This window comes from Pseudoalteromonas sp. 120-MNA-CIBAN-0494 (assembly GCF_040308885.1).
In the GTDB taxonomy this organism is placed as follows: domain Bacteria; phylum Pseudomonadota; class Gammaproteobacteria; order Enterobacterales; family Alteromonadaceae; genus Pseudoalteromonas; species Pseudoalteromonas nigrifaciens.
The window spans coordinates 39,138-57,145 of sequence record NZ_JBEOOE010000008.1 but is presented as its reverse complement, the minus strand read 5'-3'; the positions used below and the strand labels follow the sequence as shown (position 1 = coordinate 57,145).

Annotated in this window: 14 protein-coding genes; 9 read left to right on the top strand and 5 right to left on the bottom strand. The window is 37.4% G+C overall.

The window, feature by feature from the left end; genetic code table 11:
* The first annotated feature begins 241 nt into the window (after positions 1 to 241).
* Complete coding sequence (locus AAEY55_RS07525) at positions 242 to 1,261, top strand: patatin family protein (protein ID WP_350550680.1); 1,020 nt, start codon at positions 242 to 244, stop codon at positions 1,259 to 1,261.
* Positions 1,262 to 1,355: 94 nt separating this feature from the next.
* On the opposite strand, the gene AAEY55_RS07520 is transcribed toward AAEY55_RS07525, so the two are convergent.
* The gene (locus tag AAEY55_RS07520) at positions 1,356 to 1,787 is read right to left on the bottom strand and encodes an Lrp/AsnC family transcriptional regulator (protein ID WP_011330165.1); all 432 of its coding nucleotides are present in this window, start codon (positions 1,785 to 1,787) and stop codon (positions 1,356 to 1,358) included.
* A gap of 168 nt (positions 1,788 to 1,955) precedes the next feature.
* On the opposite strand from AAEY55_RS07520, the gene AAEY55_RS07515 reads away from it, so the two are divergent.
* From AAEY55_RS07515 to AAEY55_RS07500, 4 genes are all read left to right on the top strand, one after another.
* The gene (locus AAEY55_RS07515) at positions 1,956 to 3,026 is read left to right on the top strand and encodes an ornithine cyclodeaminase (protein ID WP_350545710.1); all 1,071 of its coding nucleotides are present in this window, start codon (positions 1,956 to 1,958) and stop codon (positions 3,024 to 3,026) included.
* Complete coding sequence (gene ctlX, locus AAEY55_RS07510; RefSeq protein ID WP_350550725.1) at positions 3,023 to 3,934, top strand: citrulline utilization hydrolase CtlX; 912 nt, start codon at positions 3,023 to 3,025, stop codon at positions 3,932 to 3,934. The genes AAEY55_RS07515 and ctlX overlap by 4 nt, the downstream gene beginning before the upstream one ends.
* 106 nt (positions 3,935 to 4,040) lie before the next feature.
* Positions 4,041 to 5,447 (top strand): sodium:alanine symporter family protein, encoded by a 1,407-nt coding sequence (locus tag AAEY55_RS07505; RefSeq protein ID WP_197182643.1) that lies wholly within the window; start codon positions 4,041 to 4,043, stop codon positions 5,445 to 5,447.
* 183 nt (positions 5,448 to 5,630) lie between these two features.
* Positions 5,631 to 6,662 carry a patatin-like phospholipase family protein gene (locus tag AAEY55_RS07500; protein ID WP_350550677.1) on the top strand — a complete coding sequence of 344 codons (1,032 nt, stop codon included), beginning with the start codon at positions 5,631 to 5,633 and terminating at the stop codon, positions 6,660 to 6,662.
* Positions 6,663 to 6,797: 135 nt separating this feature from the next.
* Here the strand turns inward: AAEY55_RS07500 and AAEY55_RS07495 are convergent, their stop codons facing one another.
* Complete coding sequence (locus AAEY55_RS07495) at positions 6,798 to 8,156, bottom strand: Fic family protein (RefSeq protein ID WP_350550674.1); 1,359 nt, start codon at positions 8,154 to 8,156, stop codon at positions 6,798 to 6,800.
* A gap of 177 nt (positions 8,157 to 8,333) precedes the next feature.
* Here AAEY55_RS07495 and AAEY55_RS07490 point away from each other — a divergent pair, with 177 nt between their 5' ends.
* Positions 8,334 to 8,870 (top strand): hypothetical protein, encoded by a 537-nt coding sequence (locus tag AAEY55_RS07490; protein ID WP_350550671.1) that lies wholly within the window; start codon positions 8,334 to 8,336, stop codon positions 8,868 to 8,870.
* 107 nt (positions 8,871 to 8,977) lie between these two features.
* On the opposite strand, the gene AAEY55_RS07485 is transcribed toward AAEY55_RS07490, so the two are convergent.
* Positions 8,978 to 9,541: a YSC84-related protein gene (locus tag AAEY55_RS07485; RefSeq protein WP_089369312.1), complete on the bottom strand. Its 564-nt coding sequence runs from the start codon at positions 9,539 to 9,541 to the stop codon at positions 8,978 to 8,980.
* A gap of 138 nt (positions 9,542 to 9,679) precedes the next feature.
* Here AAEY55_RS07485 and AAEY55_RS07480 point away from each other — a divergent pair, with 138 nt between their 5' ends.
* Both AAEY55_RS07480 and AAEY55_RS07475 read left to right on the top strand, forming a co-directional pair.
* Complete coding sequence (locus tag AAEY55_RS07480) at positions 9,680 to 10,891, top strand: site-specific integrase (protein ID WP_350546122.1); 1,212 nt, start codon at positions 9,680 to 9,682, stop codon at positions 10,889 to 10,891.
* Positions 10,891 to 12,084 (top strand): sodium:proton antiporter, encoded by a 1,194-nt coding sequence (locus AAEY55_RS07475; RefSeq protein ID WP_086998423.1) that lies wholly within the window; start codon positions 10,891 to 10,893, stop codon positions 12,082 to 12,084. The genes AAEY55_RS07480 and AAEY55_RS07475 overlap by 1 nt, the downstream gene beginning before the upstream one ends.
* Positions 12,085 to 12,152: 68 nt before the next feature.
* On the opposite strand, the gene AAEY55_RS07470 is transcribed toward AAEY55_RS07475, so the two are convergent.
* Entirely contained in the window at positions 12,153 to 15,209 is a 3,057-nt protein-coding gene (locus tag AAEY55_RS07470; protein WP_350546119.1) for an FAD-binding and (Fe-S)-binding domain-containing protein, read from the bottom strand.
* Positions 15,210 to 15,356: 147 nt separating this feature from the next.
* Between AAEY55_RS07470 and AAEY55_RS07465 the strand changes: the two genes are divergently transcribed.
* Complete coding sequence (locus AAEY55_RS07465; RefSeq protein WP_041454951.1) at positions 15,357 to 15,566, top strand: PGPGW domain-containing protein; 210 nt, start codon at positions 15,357 to 15,359, stop codon at positions 15,564 to 15,566.
* A gap of 66 nt (positions 15,567 to 15,632) precedes the next feature.
* On the opposite strand, the gene ppsA is transcribed toward AAEY55_RS07465, so the two are convergent.
* The gene (gene ppsA, locus AAEY55_RS07460; RefSeq protein ID WP_041454953.1) at positions 15,633 to 18,008 is read right to left on the bottom strand and encodes a phosphoenolpyruvate synthase; all 2,376 of its coding nucleotides are present in this window, start codon (positions 18,006 to 18,008) and stop codon (positions 15,633 to 15,635) included.

The following is an 18,008-nucleotide window of genomic DNA, read 5'->3' as shown; positions in this document are numbered from 1 at the left end:
TACGCCTGCTATATTATACGCGAAATCTAAACTAGTTTTGCTTATAGGCAACATCAATCTGTATTTTGGCTGCTCATTTAAGCTACTCTCAAATAACAGCAAATAAATTACCCTACCGTATTCGCTTTAAGCGATTAAACTAATAGATTTAATCAAATTTTATAGTGATAACTTACCCGCTATAATTAAAACCACAAAACGTTATAACTCTATAACTCTACTTTTTACAGGAAGGTGCACCGTGAACTCGCTAAATAATGTAATCCCTAATTCAGTTAATAAAGCAGCGCTGCCAAAAATTGCGCTGATTGCTGAAGGTGGCGGACAGCGAGGTATATTTACAGCCGGTGTACTCGATGCATGGTTAGAGCAAGACTACGACCCATTTGATTTATTTATTGGTACTTCTGCGGGCTCGCAAAACTTAACTAGTTTTTTAGCAAGGCAAAAAGGCTATGCAAAGCGTTTGATCAGAGGGTTGTCGCGTAATAAAAACTTTTTTCAATTAGGCCGTGGTTTAATTGGTAAGCACATAATGGATTTAGACTGGTACTTTGATAAAACCACAGAGGTAAATCGTAGTTTAGATTTTAAAACAGCCAAAAATAACTTAGGGGATCGTGAATTGCTTATTACAGCAACTAACTCACGAGACCGCAAACCGTACTTTTTAGCGCCTACAGGCGAGAGCAAGCAATGGCGTGAGCTATTAAAAGCATCAAGTGCGTTACCATTTTTGTATAAGCAAGGTGTAAAACTAACACCTTGGATGAATACTTTAGCAGCTAACGAAGCCGAGCTTGCCTTAGAGCAAGTACAGCCAGCAGTAGCCGACTTTTACTTAGATGGCGGCCTTGCAGCACCTTTACCTGTACGTGAAGCCTATAACCGAGGCGCACGTAAAATAGTGGTGATCCGCACGGTCGATATTAACTTTCAAGTACAATCGGCATGGGTAAATAAACTAAGAGCATTTGTGTGCGCGTCAGGCTATTGTCCTAAAACCATAGATTATTTACTACAGCACGAACAAGCATATCAAGAAGAGTTGGAGTTTATTGCAAACCCACCAGAGGATGTTGAAATTATACAAATTTTTGCAACCGAAAAACTGCATAGCAAATTACTTGGCAGTTCAGATAACGATTTACGCTTTGATCACAAACTTGGTTTACAGGCAGGGCGTGCTTATTTAGCAGAGCAAAACTCGCAAATTTGGGATCATAGCCATAATCAAGCATTGCAGTACTGTTATAACTAAATATAACTAAAACTAAGGGGGTTATTTACTCAATTGAATTGAGGTAATAAATAACCTCTTTGCTGGCGTATGTAATGCACGCCAGCATTTTATTTTAAGTAGACGAAAGCAAAATACTGGTTTCGCTATTTAAAATACCGTCTATTTCCCTTACTTGCCTAAGCACCCCATCAAATTCACTTAAGTTAGCAGCTTGAATTTCGGCTACTAAATCCCATGCACCGTTAGTGGTGTGCAATTTAGTTAGCTCAGGAATACCGCGCATCGTTTTTATAACTTGCGAGGTCGACTTACCTACCACTTCTACCATCATAATTGCTCTGACTGCTTCGGTTTCAATGTGCTGATGTACACGCACGGTAAAACCTAAAATTGCCCCTGATGAAAGTAATCTGTCTAACCTATTTTGTACTGTGCCCCGCGACACGTTTAATGTAGTGGCTAAGGTTGAAATAGAAGCGCGGCCGTCTTTTCTAAGTTCAGCTATTAATGCTTTGTCGAGGGCGTCATAAATATAGGGAGTCATAGGTTAAGCCTTAGGTAAGTTTTAATCAAAATACTAAATTTAACCATTGCCGCCTAGCAAAATGACAAAAAACAATGCTATTTGTATAATTAATTGCCATTTTAACTGATGCACCAGAGCGATAAACTGTCTATAAATAATTGCACACACTTACTTATAGAGGTTTTAATGACGCATTTTATAGCACAGCCAAAACAAGGCGTTCCTTTTGTTAGCGTACAAACAATGGCACAGCTTATAAATAAACTCGGCATAGAAAATGTTTTACAACAGCTAACAAAGCGACTAGAAACAGACTTTACTCGCTGGCAGCAATTTGATAAATCCCCACGTTATGCAGCGCATTCACCAGAGGGCGTAATAGAGCTTATGCCAGTGAGCGACGGCGAACTATTTAGCTGTAAGTATGTAAACGGGCATCCTAAAAATACTTTTAGAGAACTGCAAACCGTTGCTGCATTTGGAATTTTAGCCGATGTAGATAGCGGCTATCCGATTATGATCAGCGAAATGTGCCTACTTACCGCACTCAGAACTGCAGCCACTTCAGCATTAGTCGCAAAATACTTAGCTCCTAAAAATGCAACCACACTAACGCTAATTGGTAACGGTGCGCAGTCTGAATTTCAGGCGTTGGCATTTAAAAGTGTATTAGGTATTACTGATATTCGTTTATACGATATAGACCCGAGTGCGTCGCAAAAAGCATTTAATAACCTCACTGCCTATGGCTTAAACGTCACTATTTGTAACAGTGCTGCAGAGGCGGTAAAAGGTGCGCACATAATAACAACGTGCACTGCAGATAAAACCAACGCCACAATTTTAACTAGCGAGATGATCCCACAAGGCGTGCATATAAATGCTATTGGTGGCGACTGCCCAGGTAAAACAGAATTAGATACAAAGCTGCTTGAGCGCGCCGCTGTATTTGTAGAGTACGAGCCACAAACACGTATTGAAGGTGAAATTCAACAAATGAGGGCTGATTTTGCTGTAACCGAGTTTCATCAAGTTATTAATGGACAAGCTTGCGGGCGTGAGAGTCAGCAACAACTTACTATTTTTGATGGTGTGGGCTTTGCTAGCGAAGATTTTACGGCATTGGCATTTATTCGCGATCAGCTCATTGCAACGGGGCAGTACAGCTTACTTGATTTAATTACCCAGCAAGCCGATCCGCGTAATTTGTTTTCAGTGTTAACCGCTGAGCATACGCAGCAAGAGAGTGTGGCATAAGTATGGTAAACCAAGCACCAAATAGTATTGTGATGGTTCGCCCACATCATTTTACTTCTAACCCGCAAACCATGCGTGATAACACATTTCAACGCAGCTGTTTAACAACAGATCAAAGCTTACATGCGTATAACGAAGTAACCAATGCAGTAGAAGTGTTAAAGCAAGAAGGGATCCTCGTTCACCTTTTTGAAGACCAGCATAAAGATACGCCCGACTCGGTATTTCCTAATAATTGGTTTACTACTCACCAAAATGGCGAAATACTAACCTATCCAATGTACGCAAAAAGCAGAAGAGCAGAATATCGCAAAGATATTATTGATTTTTTAACGGATCAATATAAAGTGTCTTCAGTGACTGATTATTCATTTTTAGCGAAAGAAAATTCATTCTTAGAAGGCACTGGTTCACTGGTTATTGATCATCAATATAAGTTTGCTTATGCGGTTGAATCAAAGCGAACGACACAGTCAGTTGTTAACACAGTATGCGAGCAATTAAAGCTAACCCCGGTGGTTTTTAATGCCTACGATATGCAAGGCACAGCGGTTTACCATACCAATGTATTAATGTGTGTTGCTACAGAGTTTGCCATGATTGGCTTAGACATGGTGCCAAACGAACAGCGCAGGCAGCTAGTAAGCCATTTATTGCAAAGCTATCATCAAGTCATTGAGTTATCGGGCGATCAAATTAATAACTTTTGCGGCAATGCCATTGAGTTACAGGGTAAAAGCGGACGGATTTTAGCGTTATCAGCAACGGCTTTTAAAGCACTTACTGCAGCGCAAATTAAGGTAATAGAAAAAAGTGCCAAATTGGTGCCTTTACTTATTCCTACCATTGAATCTGCTGGTGGCTCAGTAAGGTGTATGATCGCCGGCATTCATTTACCAACAAAGTAAATGTATAAAATAATAAAGGCAGTGTTACTGCCTTTATTATTTTATAACGTATATTTGTGTCGCTTGCAGTGCCTATTTAAATAAGAAATATAACAAGGAATTAGCAATGTTCGATACCGTAGTAAAAAGTGTAAATGGTATTTTATGGGGAGAGGGCCAAGTCCTCATTTACATTTTATTGTTTGCTGGTATTTGGTTTTCGGTGCGTTTAAAAGCCATTCAAATACTTAAATTTAAACATATGTTTAGTTTACTAAAAGGCAGCAGCAAATGTAAAAAAGGCGACATATCATCATTTCAAGCGCTGTGTACTGGTTTATGTGCGCGGGTAGGCACGGGTAACTTAGCAGGTGTTGCCGTTGCTATATCATTAGGTGGTAGTGGTGCCATTTTTTGGATGTGGGTTATTGCCATATTAGGCATGGCCACAGGCTTTGCCGAAAGTGTATTAGGTCAAGTATATAAAGTGCGCGACAGCCAAGGCGAGTTTAGAGGCGGCCCTGCGTATTATATTCAACAAGGATTAGGCAATCGAGCCTTCGCTATTACTTTTGCACTGTGCTTATTTTTAGGTTACGGCTTTACCTTTAGCGCCATGCAAACCAACACCATTACCGATGCACTTAATTTTGCCTTCGAAATTCCAACCTTTTACTCTGGATTAGTGATCACTGTGTTAGCCGGCTCTATTATTGTGGGTGGTTTTAAAGCAATCGCTCGCTTTGCTGAGTGCGTAGTACCGGTAATGGGCATAGTGTTTGTGCTTGTTGCAGTTATTATTACCTTAATAAACTTCACCCAAGTGCCTGCTATGCTTAAAGATATATTTTTATCAGCATTTGGGCTGCAAGAAGCAGGTGCAGGCGCGATGGGCGCAGCAATAAAAAATGGTATTCAACGTGGCCTTTATTCAAACGAAGCGGGCGCGGGCAGTGTGCCACATGCTTCAGCCAGTGCAAGCCCACTGCCTAATCATCCGGTAACACAGGGCTACATTCAAATGTTAGGGGTGTTTTTCGACACCATAGTATTGTGTAGTTGTACTGCGGTTATTATTTTACTTGCCGATATAGACATAAGCGGCGAAATGGAAGGTATACGTTTAACGCAAAGCGCCATGACCGCTCATTTAGCGCAAGGGGGTGTGTACTTTGTAGCAGCCGCTATTACCTTGTTTGCCTTTACGTCTGTAGTAGCCAACTATGCTTACGCAGAAAGTAACTTGCACTTATTTAAACTCGATAACAAAATGGGTCGTGGTATTTATACTTTGCTTTATTTATCAATGATGTTGTGGGGCGCGTCGGCCACATTAAAGCAAGTATGGGATTTAGCCGATATTGCTTTAGGTCTAATGACAGTGGTTAACGTTATCGCTATTATATTGCTAACCCCAACAATATTAGCGGTTACTCGCGATTATCATACGCAACGCGAAAAAGGCTTAGAGCCCGAATTTAAAGTAAATGATGTAAAAGTACAGGGTAAATGCGAAACCGGCATTTGGGACTAGTTAACGTATTTTAAGTCACTTTTAGCATTAATAAACGGTTTTATGGCAGCATAAAATCGTTTTTATTTTTGCATAACTATTCTATTTTTAGCCTGGTTATATACAAAGTAAGTAACAAATATATACCATTAAATAGAAATAAGCAGCGCAATTAAACACAGATTTTATAGGCTAAATTTTTAGATGATCAACATTTACGCAGGTAAAACTGCTGCAAAAATAATAAACGAACAGGGGCTTAAACCCGAATTATTCAGCTCATTTTTAGGTGCCAGCGGCGGGCCAAAATGGTTTACCTTGTTTGGCTTAGACAAGTATATATTTGGTGAGTTTTTTAAAAACCATAGCCAACCGCTTAACTTAATTGGCTCATCGGCCGGGGCATTTCGCTCAGCGTGTTTTGCGCAAAATGATCCGATTGCAGCAATTGAGCGCTTAGCAACATCGTATTCGCAAACGCGCTATTCTAGTAATAAACCTACCCCCGCAGAAATAACATTAAAAGCCCGCGCACTGCTTGAAGATGTTTTTGGCAATAACGGCGTGGCTGAAATCATAAATAACCCCGTATTTAAAGCACATTTTATAGTGGCAAAATCGAATGGATTTATAGCCAGTGAAAATAAATTATTACAGCTTATGGGTTTATCAAAAAGTTATATGCTTAATCGAGTAAACCGAAAATATTTAGGATCGCAATATGAGCGTTTTATATTTGGCCCCGCAACAAGCGACTTATCAATTACCGACAGCTATAATTTTAAAACACAAAAAATAGCGCTTACCCAAAATAATTTAAAAGAGGCATTACTTGCATCGGGTTCAATACCGTTAGTTATGCAAGGAATTAAAAATATTGCAGGAACACCCGCAGGCATTTATCGCGATGGCGGCATTATTGATTACCACTTTGATTTAAAAATTAACAACCCAGGACTCATTTTATATCCACACTTTAATAGCGATCCAAAAGCAGGATGGTTCGATAAAAATTTAAAACGTAAAGTCTCACCACTTAATTACGATAACGTGGTGATGATCACGCCATCAAAAGAATTTATAGCAGGCTTACCCTACGGGAAAATTCCAGATAGAAATGACTTTACCGATCTTGATGCAGATACACGTATTAAATATTGGAACACCGTTTTTAGTGAAACTGAAAAGTTAGCCGAGGCGTTTGATAAAAAAATCACTCTAAGATCAAACTTTTAAACATATACTATTTAAGGCAACATAAAATAACTCAAAGTTATAAATTACGATATGTAGTAAATAAGAAAAGGGCAAAGCCCTTTTCAATCATAAAGTAATTATAATTTAAACAGTTATTTATAAATAAAAGATAAACTAAACCTTTTTAATTTTCTTAGCACTTAACCTCTGTATAAGGTTATTCGATGAAATATAATTAGTACTTCGGCCATCTTTTAATGAGTAAATAAGTTTTTCTGTAACTAAAGCGTTCAAATTTTTTCTAGCAGTATTATCTGAAATAGCATATGAGTTAGATACTTCTTTAACTGTAAATATTCTTCCAGGTTCTTTAGTTGCTTTTTTTATAATATCTTTTTGTACGAAATTCAAACCACTAAATCTTGAGTCATCTAATAACTCAACTACTTGGTAGAATTCGTCAGTTTTAACTTTTAAATAATCTTGTAATTCATCAAATGCAGCTAAAATTATATCTAATTGGAAATCAATAAAATAAGTTAAGTCATTATTATCTTTCTCTGTATATAAATATGAAAGCCCATAGCCTTTTGGATCATTTTTTAGAAGTTTACTTATAGAAACATATTTAAATAAATCATATTCATGTTTTAACATAAACCAATAAAAAATAGCTCTAGCGGTTCTACCATTACCATCCCTAAATGGATGTTCGAAGCCAATCATAAAATGAAGAATAATTGCCTTAATAACAGGTGGAATGAATGGACTCGCTTCTTCAGCACCGCTATGATCTGAATTTGCAAATTCGCATAAGTCAAAAAGCCTCTCTTCAATCTTTTTATAACAAGGTGGTTGATGAGCAACTTCACCTTGATAGTCTCTAACATGAATGTCATTATCTTTTCTAAATTCACCAGGGACAACATTATTTTCAGTAGTGTGTAAAGTAGCTATTCTATGGAAATCTAGAATCAGATCTAAAGTTAAATTTTCATTTTTCATCTTTTCTGCATGTTTAAGCAATAAGAAGTTATTGATGATCATTCTTTCATCTTCATCAATAGGTTCCCGCTCATCTTCAAGCATTTTTTTTGCCACTTCTCTCGTAGTAGAAGCTCCTTCAAGTTGAGCACTTGTAATAGCTTCTTCCATCATTAGAGATGAAACTAAAAACTTCTTCTGAATGTTGTCAGAGGCAACATTTCCTGCAACGCTAGCAATACTACCTCCTGCAATTTGAATTACTTTGTGAAGTTTTGCCTCCATTGAATGAGGGATGCAATAATAAAAAAGCTCTTCATTATCATCGGTAATATGTAAGTATTTTACTTGCATAGTTCTTTTAAATTTAATTAAAGACCAAATTCTCTTTGCATCATTTTGAGGAAGTCTCCATTTAAGTACGCTCCAATGTAAATACCGACCTTTATCATCGACCTCAGCATAATCATGAAAAATATCTTCAACCTTTTGAAAATCAAAGTCTTTCATACTAAATTTTGGTGCTCTTTCTACTATTGGTTTAGCCATCATCTCAACTTTTGATTTTTGAGTTATATACCTTGTATACTGACATTTAATCAGTGAAAGTCAAATAAATAATTATGAGCAAATATAAGTAGAGGACATATTTGATCTTATTCTAGGATAATTTAAATTTAGACAGGGTGGTTATTTAAACCTATTAAAAATATATACGGGTATAAAATGTATAGTTCATTAATAGAGTTTTTGTTTAATACAGATTATAAATTTTATTCTTTAAAACCAGTTGAGCAATTGGTGTGTATGAGAATGTTGTATCTTTCGAGTAAGGGGGAATCAATATCTCTTTCTAATATTGCGAGTGTTTGTAATTGTTCAAAACAAACTGTTTATTCAGCTGCTTCAAAACTAGTTACATTAGGTCTGTTTAATAGCCATCAAAATATTGGAAAGATGACTGATTACGAAGTTAATCCAGATTTTTTAAATCTTAAGCAGATAGCTTTACCTGAGAATAAACCAGGTCATAGTGCTTCAAACTTAAGCGAAGAGGATTTGTGGAATAATTTTGATTCTACAAATATCTTTAATAACAATGAAAATACAGATAATGCTAAAGATAAATATGTGAATATTGAAAATGCACATATTGATACGTTGTTAAAGCAGGGGCATGAACCTGCACAGATAGTGGCTGATCACTGTGCACCTTCAAACACAAAAAGAAGCAAAGCCAGAAAGAAACGAAAGAAGAAATAACGCGATATAAGACTACCCATAAATTACGTTATGTTAAATTTGATTATTTAAAAGAAAGCGAGGGTGATTATTCAAATCAGCTCGCTTTTAGGAGAGTAATTTAGGGGTTAATTAAGCTCGGAGTCGACCCAAAACTTAGTACCTTTTAATACTGCTTGTAGTGCAAGGCCGCTTTCGGTCAAAGAATACACAGTAACTTGGTCTGCTATTGCTTCGGCAACTAATGCACCGCCTTTTTCTTTATATTTAGCTGCTGCATCTGCGTTTCCGCCAAATGCCCAACCGTGTTCAATAAATCTGTTTAGTGCCGCTTGGTTATGAAAAACCATAACAACGTTAAAGTCTTTAACACCTAAACCTAGGCCTAAACCGGCTTCGCCCATATTCATGTATGTAGATTTACCCGTTAGGTTATTTTTAATAACACCATAACCACCACCAAAACTAGCTAAAACAACATTGACGTTGGCATTATCAAAAACAGCATAACCTGCAGAGTTAGCAATTTGCTTTTTAACATCTGGTTTTATCGTGTAAAGTTTACTTAATGTATTTGATTCCATGCTATGCACTAATGCACGTTTTTCGCTTGGTGAGGCGCTGCCTGTTGTTGCACAACCTGTGAGCGCGAGTGTAAATACGACCATACTTAGCAAAATAAATCTTTTCATGAATTTTCCTTAAATAACATTTATAACTAGCAAGTATATAATTACAAAATAATAGAATCTATTTATGTCCAATACTAGACAGTATCGGACTTTATGGTTAATCTATAAGTCTATTATTTTATTGAATATTTTATTACTATGCTAGTTGCTTTGGTTGATACGTTAAAACAATTGAGATATCAAATTGCTCATCTTGAAGATAATACTTTAAATTCAGAATATCCAGAACTGGCTACCTTTATACAGCAAGTTGGCTTGACTGTAACTGAATCAAAACAAGATCTTACCTTCTTATACCAGTTTTTATATGTTTATGGTCGCAAATCGGAAGCAACCTATAGTCGGTTTAGAAGTGAGCTTGAACGTTTTTATTTATGGGCATGGTTAGTGGCTGAAAAATCAGTATTTGATTTAAAGCGCGAAGATATTGAAGGTTATGTAGATTTTGTTGTTGAACCAGATAAAGCTTGGGCTACAACATCAGTACAATGGCGTTATAAAGACGATCAAGGTATTCGTCGTTTAAATACAAATTGGCGCCCTTTCATCCAAAAAGAATCAATTGCTAGCCAACAAACATTATCGGCAATGTTTACTGCACTTAACGTATTTTATAAATTTGCTATTTTAGAAGAAAAAACCTTTGCCAATTTTGTGCCTGTAGTAAAAAAGAATAGTCCCTATTTAGTGGTTCAATCGCAAATACAGATCCCCGATACGCTAAGCGATATACAATGGGAATATGTGTTTGGGGTAACGCGCGACTTATGTGAGCAACAACCTGATCTAGAAAGAAATTTATTTACTCTGGCATGTTTAAAAGGATTATATTTACGGATCTCTGAATTGTCAGAGCGGCCACAATGGTCGCCCGTTATGTCGCATTTTTGGCAAGACAACGATGGCTTTTGGTTTTTGCGTATTATGGGTAAAGGTAATAAATTACGAGATGTAACTCTAAGCGATGATTTTGTTGAATATTTAAAACGCTACCGACTTTATCGTGGTTTACCTGCCCTACCACGCGTTGATGAATCTGAACCTTTGGTGCATAAAATTCGTGGCCAAGGTGGCATGACAGTTAGGCAAATACGACGTTTGGTACAACAAAGTTTTGATTTAGCTCAGCAATCTTTACTTGATGATGGTTTTAAAGATGACTCTGAACAACTTGAAGCAGCAACCGCACATTGGCTTAGACATACAGGTGCAACACACGATGCACAAACACGACCACTCAAACATTTATCTGAAGATTTAGGACACGCAAAAATAGCAACTACAGATCAAATTTATATTCAAACAAATATAAAAGAACGTGCAAAATCTGGTTTAAAAAGGAAAATATAATGGAATATTTAGTCATTACTTTTATTGGCAGTTTGTTTTTGATTTATTCATTAACAATCCGGCAATTAGAAAGAACCGAAATCACTGGCCCAATGTTTTTTGTGATTGGAGGAATAGCACTGGCTTGGTTTATACCTGAGGAAGTTGAACAATTAAAAAATGGTGGAGCTTATATATTACCTTTAATTGAATTAACTTTAAGTTTGTTTTTATTTACCGACGCTACAAAAACAAAACTAAGCGTTTTAAAACACAGTTATCAGTATCCAAGTTTATTATTATTTGTTGCCCTACCCCTTACCTTGTTGTTAGGTATTGGCACTGCATTATTTTTATTTGCAGAGTTAACACTTATTCAAGCTGCATTATTAGCAATTATTTTAACACCAACCGATGCAGCACTCAGTAAAGGACTATTAGAAAGTACACAAGTGCCCGAAAATATCCGTGAAGGAATAAATACTGAAAGTGGTTTAAATGATGGTTTATGTGTACCTGTATTTTTAATTTTTTTGTTATTAGCTAATAACCCAGAGCTTGGGATCACCGCTTCACAAACTATGATTATTTTTACTCGGGAACTTGGTATAGCGCTATTGATTGCGATTGCGAGTGTTGCGATATTTATTCCAACTTTAAACTTTGCTATGCAACGCCATTATTTTGCACAAAAAACCAGTCCTTTTTTGCTGGTAGGTTTTGCAATGGCGATATTTTCTATTACACAGTATTTTCATAGTAGTGGTTTTATTGCAGTGTTTGTAGCAGGTTTATTATTTGACCGATATTCTCCAGAGTCGATACGTTGTGAAATTGTTGAAGACTCAGAGCACATAGCCGATTTTGCAGCATTATTAATTTGGTGTTTATTTGGTTTTGTAAGTGCCTATTTGGTTTTACCAAAACTCAGTTTTGAAATAATAATTTATGCTTTACTTAGTGCAACTTTGATCAGAATAATTCCGGTTATGTTGTCACTGCAATTTACTGCACTGAATATAAAAGAGCGATTTACTTTTGCTTGGTTTGGACCAAGAGGACTCGCATCGATAGTATTTACGTTAATGGTAATTGATACTCAAATAGAAAATAAATATCAGATTGCAACTATTGCTATGACCACTATTTTATTTAGTGTATTTATTCATGGTATAACTACTAAGCCAATTGCAGATAGTTTTGCTAAAAAGTAAAAAGTAAAAAGTAAAAATGCGTAATTTTATTTATAAAGTTACGCATTTTTTAATCAGCCTAATAAAGTTTAATTGCTAAGTAGGTGTGCAAGTAACTCAATTGGATGTTTAGGTTTAAATTTTTCATATCGTTTAACTTGGCTACGACAAGAAAATCCTGTTGATAACAGTTGCTCGGGTTTATTTTTATCTACAATAGGTTTCCAACTCATTTCGTATAGTGCGCGCGAGTTGTTTTGGTTTTGTGCTTCATGACCATAAGTACCCGCCATGCCGCAACAACCAGTACTGGTTGTTTTTAATGTTAATCCAATATCGGTAAAAATATTTTGCCAAACACTCGCAGCTTTTGGTAAGGCGGTAGTTTCGGTACAGTGGCTTAATAAAGTAAATTCAGTATTAGTATTAGTATTTTGTTTTGCTTTTAATTGCGTAAACGATTGAGTTTGTAACCACTCGTGAGCAAGTTGCACATGGAAATCACCACGATTATTTTCTAAAATTGTATTGTACTCATCGCGGTAACACATAACTAATGAAGCATCTAAACCAACCAGTGGCGCATTAATATCGTTAAGTTTATTTAAAAACTCCGCGGCGTTTTTTGCTGTTACTTTAAACTCATGCAAAAACCCTTTTACATGTTGTGGTTTTCCATTGGGTTTAAAAGGTAATAACATTGGCTTTTTGCCGAGCTGAGTAATAAGCGTAATAAAACTCTCTACTAATTCTGCTTCATAAAAACTAGTGAATGGGTCTTGTACTATTAATACATATTCGTTTTGTTGCTCAGCACTTAATTTATTTAGTAATTCAAAATTAAAAGTATGAGCTTTGTTTACTCGACTAGTTAGTGCGGGAATACTTAATTGTGGTGTATTTATATAACCCACGGTTTTTTTAATTATGTTACTAACTAGGTCTGTACTTACTATAGGATTAATAATACGTGCAAATTTAGCCATTAATGGCGCACTAACTTCTATATTACCCACTAGGTAATCTTTGAGTGGACGTGCGTAGTAACTATGATAATAATTTAAAAAACGCGAACGAAAAGTAGGTACATCTACTTTAATTGGGCAAGCAGTAGTACATGCTTTACAGGCTAAGCACTCGTCCATCGAAGCTTTAACTTCGTGAGAAAAGTCGTAAATGCCTTTGTTTTTTTCACGGCTGTGAACAAAACGTTCCCACCAGGTAATTACTTCGCCTTTATTAAGTTGCTTTTCGACCTCAAGTAAATCTACATTTTTTGCTTCTTGCAGGCGCAACCATTCGCGCATTAAACTTGCGCGGCCTTTAGGTGAATGTCGGCGATCGCCGGTTACTTTATACGACGGACACATTGGTGAGTTTTCATCGTAGTTAAAGCATATTCCGTTACCGTTACAAGTCATGGCATTATTAAAACTTGTTTTTACATCAATAGATATTTGTTTATCGAACCATGAACGTTTTTGTCCATCAACACTTACTAGTGAGTCTTCACTATCGATAGGTGTACATATTTTACCCGGGTTTATTCGGTTATTTGGATCAAATGCAGTTTTTATTTTACGTAACTGAGTAAATAAATGGTCGCCAAAAAACGCTGGGCCATATTCGCTACGATACCCTTTACCGTGTTCGCCCCACATTAAACCACCGTATTTAGCGGTGAGTTTTACCACTTCATCTGAAATAACACGCAATAGTTTTTCTTGTTCTGGGTCGCACATATCGAGCGCAGGCCTAACATGTAAAACGCCAGCGTCAACATGGCCAAACATTCCATATTGTAAATTATGGCTGTCGAGTAATGCTCGAAACTCTACTATATAATCAGCTAAGTTTTCTGGTGGTACCGCGGTGTCTTCTGCAAAGGCGAGTGGTTTCTGACTGCCTTTTACATTACCTAAAAGCCCGACTGACTTTTTACGCATGGCGTAAATTTTTAAAATATCACTTTTATTACTGGTTAGCTGGTAACCAATAACACCATTAGTTTGCTGTGCCACGCACTGATCTAATAGTTTGCACAAAGTGTCTACTTTGTCTTTTATATCCTCTGGTGATGCAGCATTAAACTCAACCATGTTGAGCCCTTGCATATCTTTATTAGGAATGTCGGTTATTAAGTCCGATACTGAATGCCAAATAATATCTTGGCGGGCTAAGTTTAAAACTTTGCTATCGACAGTTTCAACTGAGGTTGCTCTCGCAGCTACCAAAAATGGTGAATGACGTAGTGCCGAATCAAAACTATCATACTTAATATTAATTAAAGTTTTAAATTCAGCAATGGGGGTTAGCTTTAATTTAGCCTCGGTAACTATACCTAATGATCCTTCAGAGCCGGTAATTAAGCGGCTCATATCAAAAGTTTGTAAGTCATCACTTAGCACATGCTCTAGGTCGTATCCGGTTAAAAAGCGGTTTAATCTAGGGAATTTAGCTAATACAGCTTCGCGCTCATTTAGTGCGATAGCTAAAACGGTTTTGTATAAATGACCAACTAATGTGTCTTGCTCTGCGATTACCTTTGCTTTCTCTGTATCAATAGCTGCAGTACACATAGGTGTGCCATCGACCAAATAAGTTGTTAGCCCTAAAACATGGTCACTCGTTTTACCGTAAACTAGCGAGCCTTGACCCGAAGCATCAGTGCTGATCATACCGCCAATGGTTGCTCTATTACTGGTAGATAAGTCGGGTGAAAAGAAAAACCCATAAGGTTTTAAAAAGTCATTAAGCTGATCTTTTATTACCCCAGTTTGTACACGCACCCAGCCTTCTTGTGTGTTTATTTCGAGTATTTCACGCATGTATCGTGATAAATCGACAATAATTCCAGGGGTTAATGATTGCCCGTTAGTCCCAGTGCCGCCGCCGCGCGGACCAAATGTTAACGATAAAAAGGGGTCGCGAGATGCTGTTTGCAACGCAAGTTGAATATCTTTTTCGGTTTTAGGAAAGATAACACCTTGCGGTAGCTCTTGGTAAATACTGTTATCGGTTGAAGCTGTTATGCGGGTTGCATAACTTGCGTCAGTGTCTCCAGTAAACCCTTGATTTTTAATGGTACTTAAGTAATTTGCGACAACTTCTGTCGCGGCATCTTGCTGTGTAATAGTTGCTATCATGACGGCGATATTTTAAGGCATTTGATTAATTATATCATGCTGCGGGGTAATAGAAATTGAAGATTTTACAGTTTGTAACACTCTTTTAATCGATTTTATTCGCACTGCAATTATACTCAAGTTAACAGTTACTAGGGGGCTTTAACTATGAAAAAAATACTATTACTTTTAGCCGGTGTATTGTGCATGTTACTGGGTTTATTTTTTGCGATTGTACCTGGACCATCGTTAATATTTTTTATGGCAGGGTTATTGTGTTTTTCTTTTGACTACCCAAAAGCAAGGCATTATTTGGGGCTTTGTCAAAAAGCGTTAACTAAATCGTGCAGATATTTAGATAAAAAATTAGCTCGTTAAAACTTTATTTTAAATTACACAAACAAAAATGCCAGCAAAAGCTGGCATTTTTATTAAACAAAGTAATTATTTAGCTAGTTTTTCAGCTAAGTATAACCATGTTTCTAGTACTGTATCTGGATTTAATGAAACAGAGTCGATACCCTGCTCTACTAACCATGCTGCAAAGTCTTCATGATCAGAAGGACCTTGACCACAAATACCTACATACTTGCCTTTTTCTTTAGCTGTTTTAATTGCCATAGAAAGTAGCTTTTTGATTGCAGGGTCGCGTTCATCAAATAGATGTGCGATTAAACCTGAGTCACGATCTAAACCAAGCGTTAGCTGAGTTAAGTCGTTTGAACCGATAGAAAAACCATCAAAATGCTCTAAAAACTCTTCAGCTAATAGTGCGTTTGAAGGCAGTTCACACATCATAATTACTTTTAGACCATTATCGCCACGTTTAAGGCCATGCTCTTCAAGTAGTTCAATAACACGTTTACCTTCTTCAACGGTACGTACGAATGGGATCATGATTTCGATATTGGTCATGTCCATGCCGTTTCTTACGCGTTTAATTGCTTCACACTCTAGAGCAAAACAGTCGCGGAAAGCTTCTGACACATAACGAGCGGCGCCACGAAAACCTATCATAGGGTTTTCTTCTTCCGGTTCGTATTGTTGGCCGCCAACTAAGTTTGCGTACTCGTTTGATTTAAAATCAGACATGCGAACAATTACACGCTCTGGTGCAAATGCACACGCCAGAGTAGAAATACCTTCAACCAATTTAGAGATATAAAACTCTACTGGAGATTCATAACCGGCCATCATGTCGGTTATCTCTGCTTTTAATGCATCAGTTTGTGCATCAAAATTAAGTAGTGCTTTAGGGTGAACGCCAATCATACGGTTGATAATAAATTCAACACGGGCTAGGCCAACACCTGAATGTGGTAAACGAGCAAAATCGAATGCACGATCTGGATTACCTACGTTCATCATTACTTTAATTGGTAGCTCAGGCATTTCGTCAACACGTGAAGTAAGTACTTCAAAGTCTAAAATACCTTCATAGATGAAACCTGTATCGCCTTCGGCACATGATACGGTAACTTCTTGACCAGCTGTAATTAAATCAGTTGCGTTACCACAACCAACAACGGCTGGAATACCAAGTTCACGTGCAATAATTGCAGCATGACAAGTACGGCCACCACGATTTGTAACAATCGCTGCTGCACGTTTCATGATTGGTTCCCAATCTGGGTCGGTCATGTCGGTAACTAAAATGTCGCCTACTTGAACCTGATCCATCTCTTTGATTGAGTTAAGAACACGAACAACACCGCTACCAATTTTATGACCAATTGCACGGCCTTCAACAACAACCTTGCTGGTGCCATTTAATTGAAAACGTTCCATTACGTTGGCATCTTCGTTTGAGCGAACCGTTTCTGGACGAGCTTGAACTATATATAGTTTGCCGTCGTTACCGTCTTTTGCCCATTCGATGTCCATTGGACGACCGTAATGTTTTTCGATGATTACAGCTTGCTTGGCAAGTTCTTGCACTTCTTCATCTGTAATCGAAAATTTATTTGAAAGCTCAGGGGCAACATCAACGATGTCTACTTGCTTACCATGTGCTTTGTCTTCTGAGTAAATCATTTGAATGGCTTTAGAGCCAATGTTACGACGTACTACTGAAGGTTTGTTTTTAAGTAATGTTGGTTTATGAACATAAAATTCATCAGGGTTTACTGCGCCCTGTACAACCATTTCTCCTAGCCCGTAGCTTGATGTGATAAATACAACATCTTCAAAACCAGACTCGGTATCAATACTAAACATAACGCCAGATGCTGACTTATCTGAACGAACCATGCGTTGTATACCAGCAGACAGTGCAACACCACGGTGATCGTACCCTTGATGAACACGGTAAGAGATAGCGCGGTCGTTAAATAATGAAGCAAATACGTGTTTAATAGCGACCATTACTGAGTCGATACCAACAACGTTTAGGAAAGTTTCTTGCTGGCCTGCGAATGATGCGTCTGGCATGTCTTCAGCAGTAGCTGATGAACGTACTGCAAATGAAACATCGGCTGCTGTGTCGCCGTGGAGTTGGCTGTATGCTTCGCGAATGGCTTTATCTAGATTAGGTTGGAATGGTGTATCGATTATCCATTGGCGGATATCGGCACCGACTTTAGCGAGTGTATTCACATCTTCAACATCAAGTGTATCTAGAATATCGTGAATTTTTGCGGTGAGTCCTGATTGATCTAAAAACTCATTAAAAGCATCAGCGGTAGTTGCAAAACCACCCGGCACTTGTACACCTGCGTTTGCTAGGTTTGAAATCATTTCGCCAAGTGAAGCGTTTTTACCGCCAACACGAGGAACATCTTGCATACCAAGCTCTTGATACCAGAGAACGTATTCTTGCAC

Bases quoted from the DNA above. Each gene is read 5' to 3' on its own strand.
- AAEY55_RS07520 (WP_011330165.1), bottom strand. From the start codon at position 1,787: ATGACTCCCTATATTTATGACGCCCTCGACAAAGCATTAATAGCTGAA.
- AAEY55_RS07515 (WP_350545710.1), top strand. From the start codon at position 1,956: ATGACGCATTTTATAGCACAGCCAAAACAAGGCGTTCCTTTTGTTAGC.
- AAEY55_RS07505 (WP_197182643.1), top strand. From the start codon at position 4,041: ATGTTCGATACCGTAGTAAAAAGTGTAAATGGTATTTTATGGGGAGAG.
- AAEY55_RS07500 (WP_350550677.1), top strand. From the start codon at position 5,631: ATGATCAACATTTACGCAGGTAAAACTGCTGCAAAAATAATAAACGAA.
- AAEY55_RS07495 (WP_350550674.1), bottom strand. From the start codon at position 8,156: ATGGCTAAACCAATAGTAGAAAGAGCACCAAAATTTAGTATGAAAGAC.
- AAEY55_RS07490 (WP_350550671.1), top strand. From the start codon at position 8,334: ATGTATAGTTCATTAATAGAGTTTTTGTTTAATACAGATTATAAATTT.
- AAEY55_RS07485 (WP_089369312.1), bottom strand. From the start codon at position 9,541: ATGAAAAGATTTATTTTGCTAAGTATGGTCGTATTTACACTCGCGCTC.
- AAEY55_RS07480 (WP_350546122.1), top strand. From the start codon at position 9,680: ATGCTAGTTGCTTTGGTTGATACGTTAAAACAATTGAGATATCAAATT.
- AAEY55_RS07475 (WP_086998423.1), top strand. From the start codon at position 10,891: ATGGAATATTTAGTCATTACTTTTATTGGCAGTTTGTTTTTGATTTAT.
- AAEY55_RS07470 (WP_350546119.1), bottom strand. From the start codon at position 15,209: ATGATAGCAACTATTACACAGCAAGATGCCGCGACAGAAGTTGTCGCA.
- AAEY55_RS07465 (WP_041454951.1), top strand. From the start codon at position 15,357: ATGAAAAAAATACTATTACTTTTAGCCGGTGTATTGTGCATGTTACTG.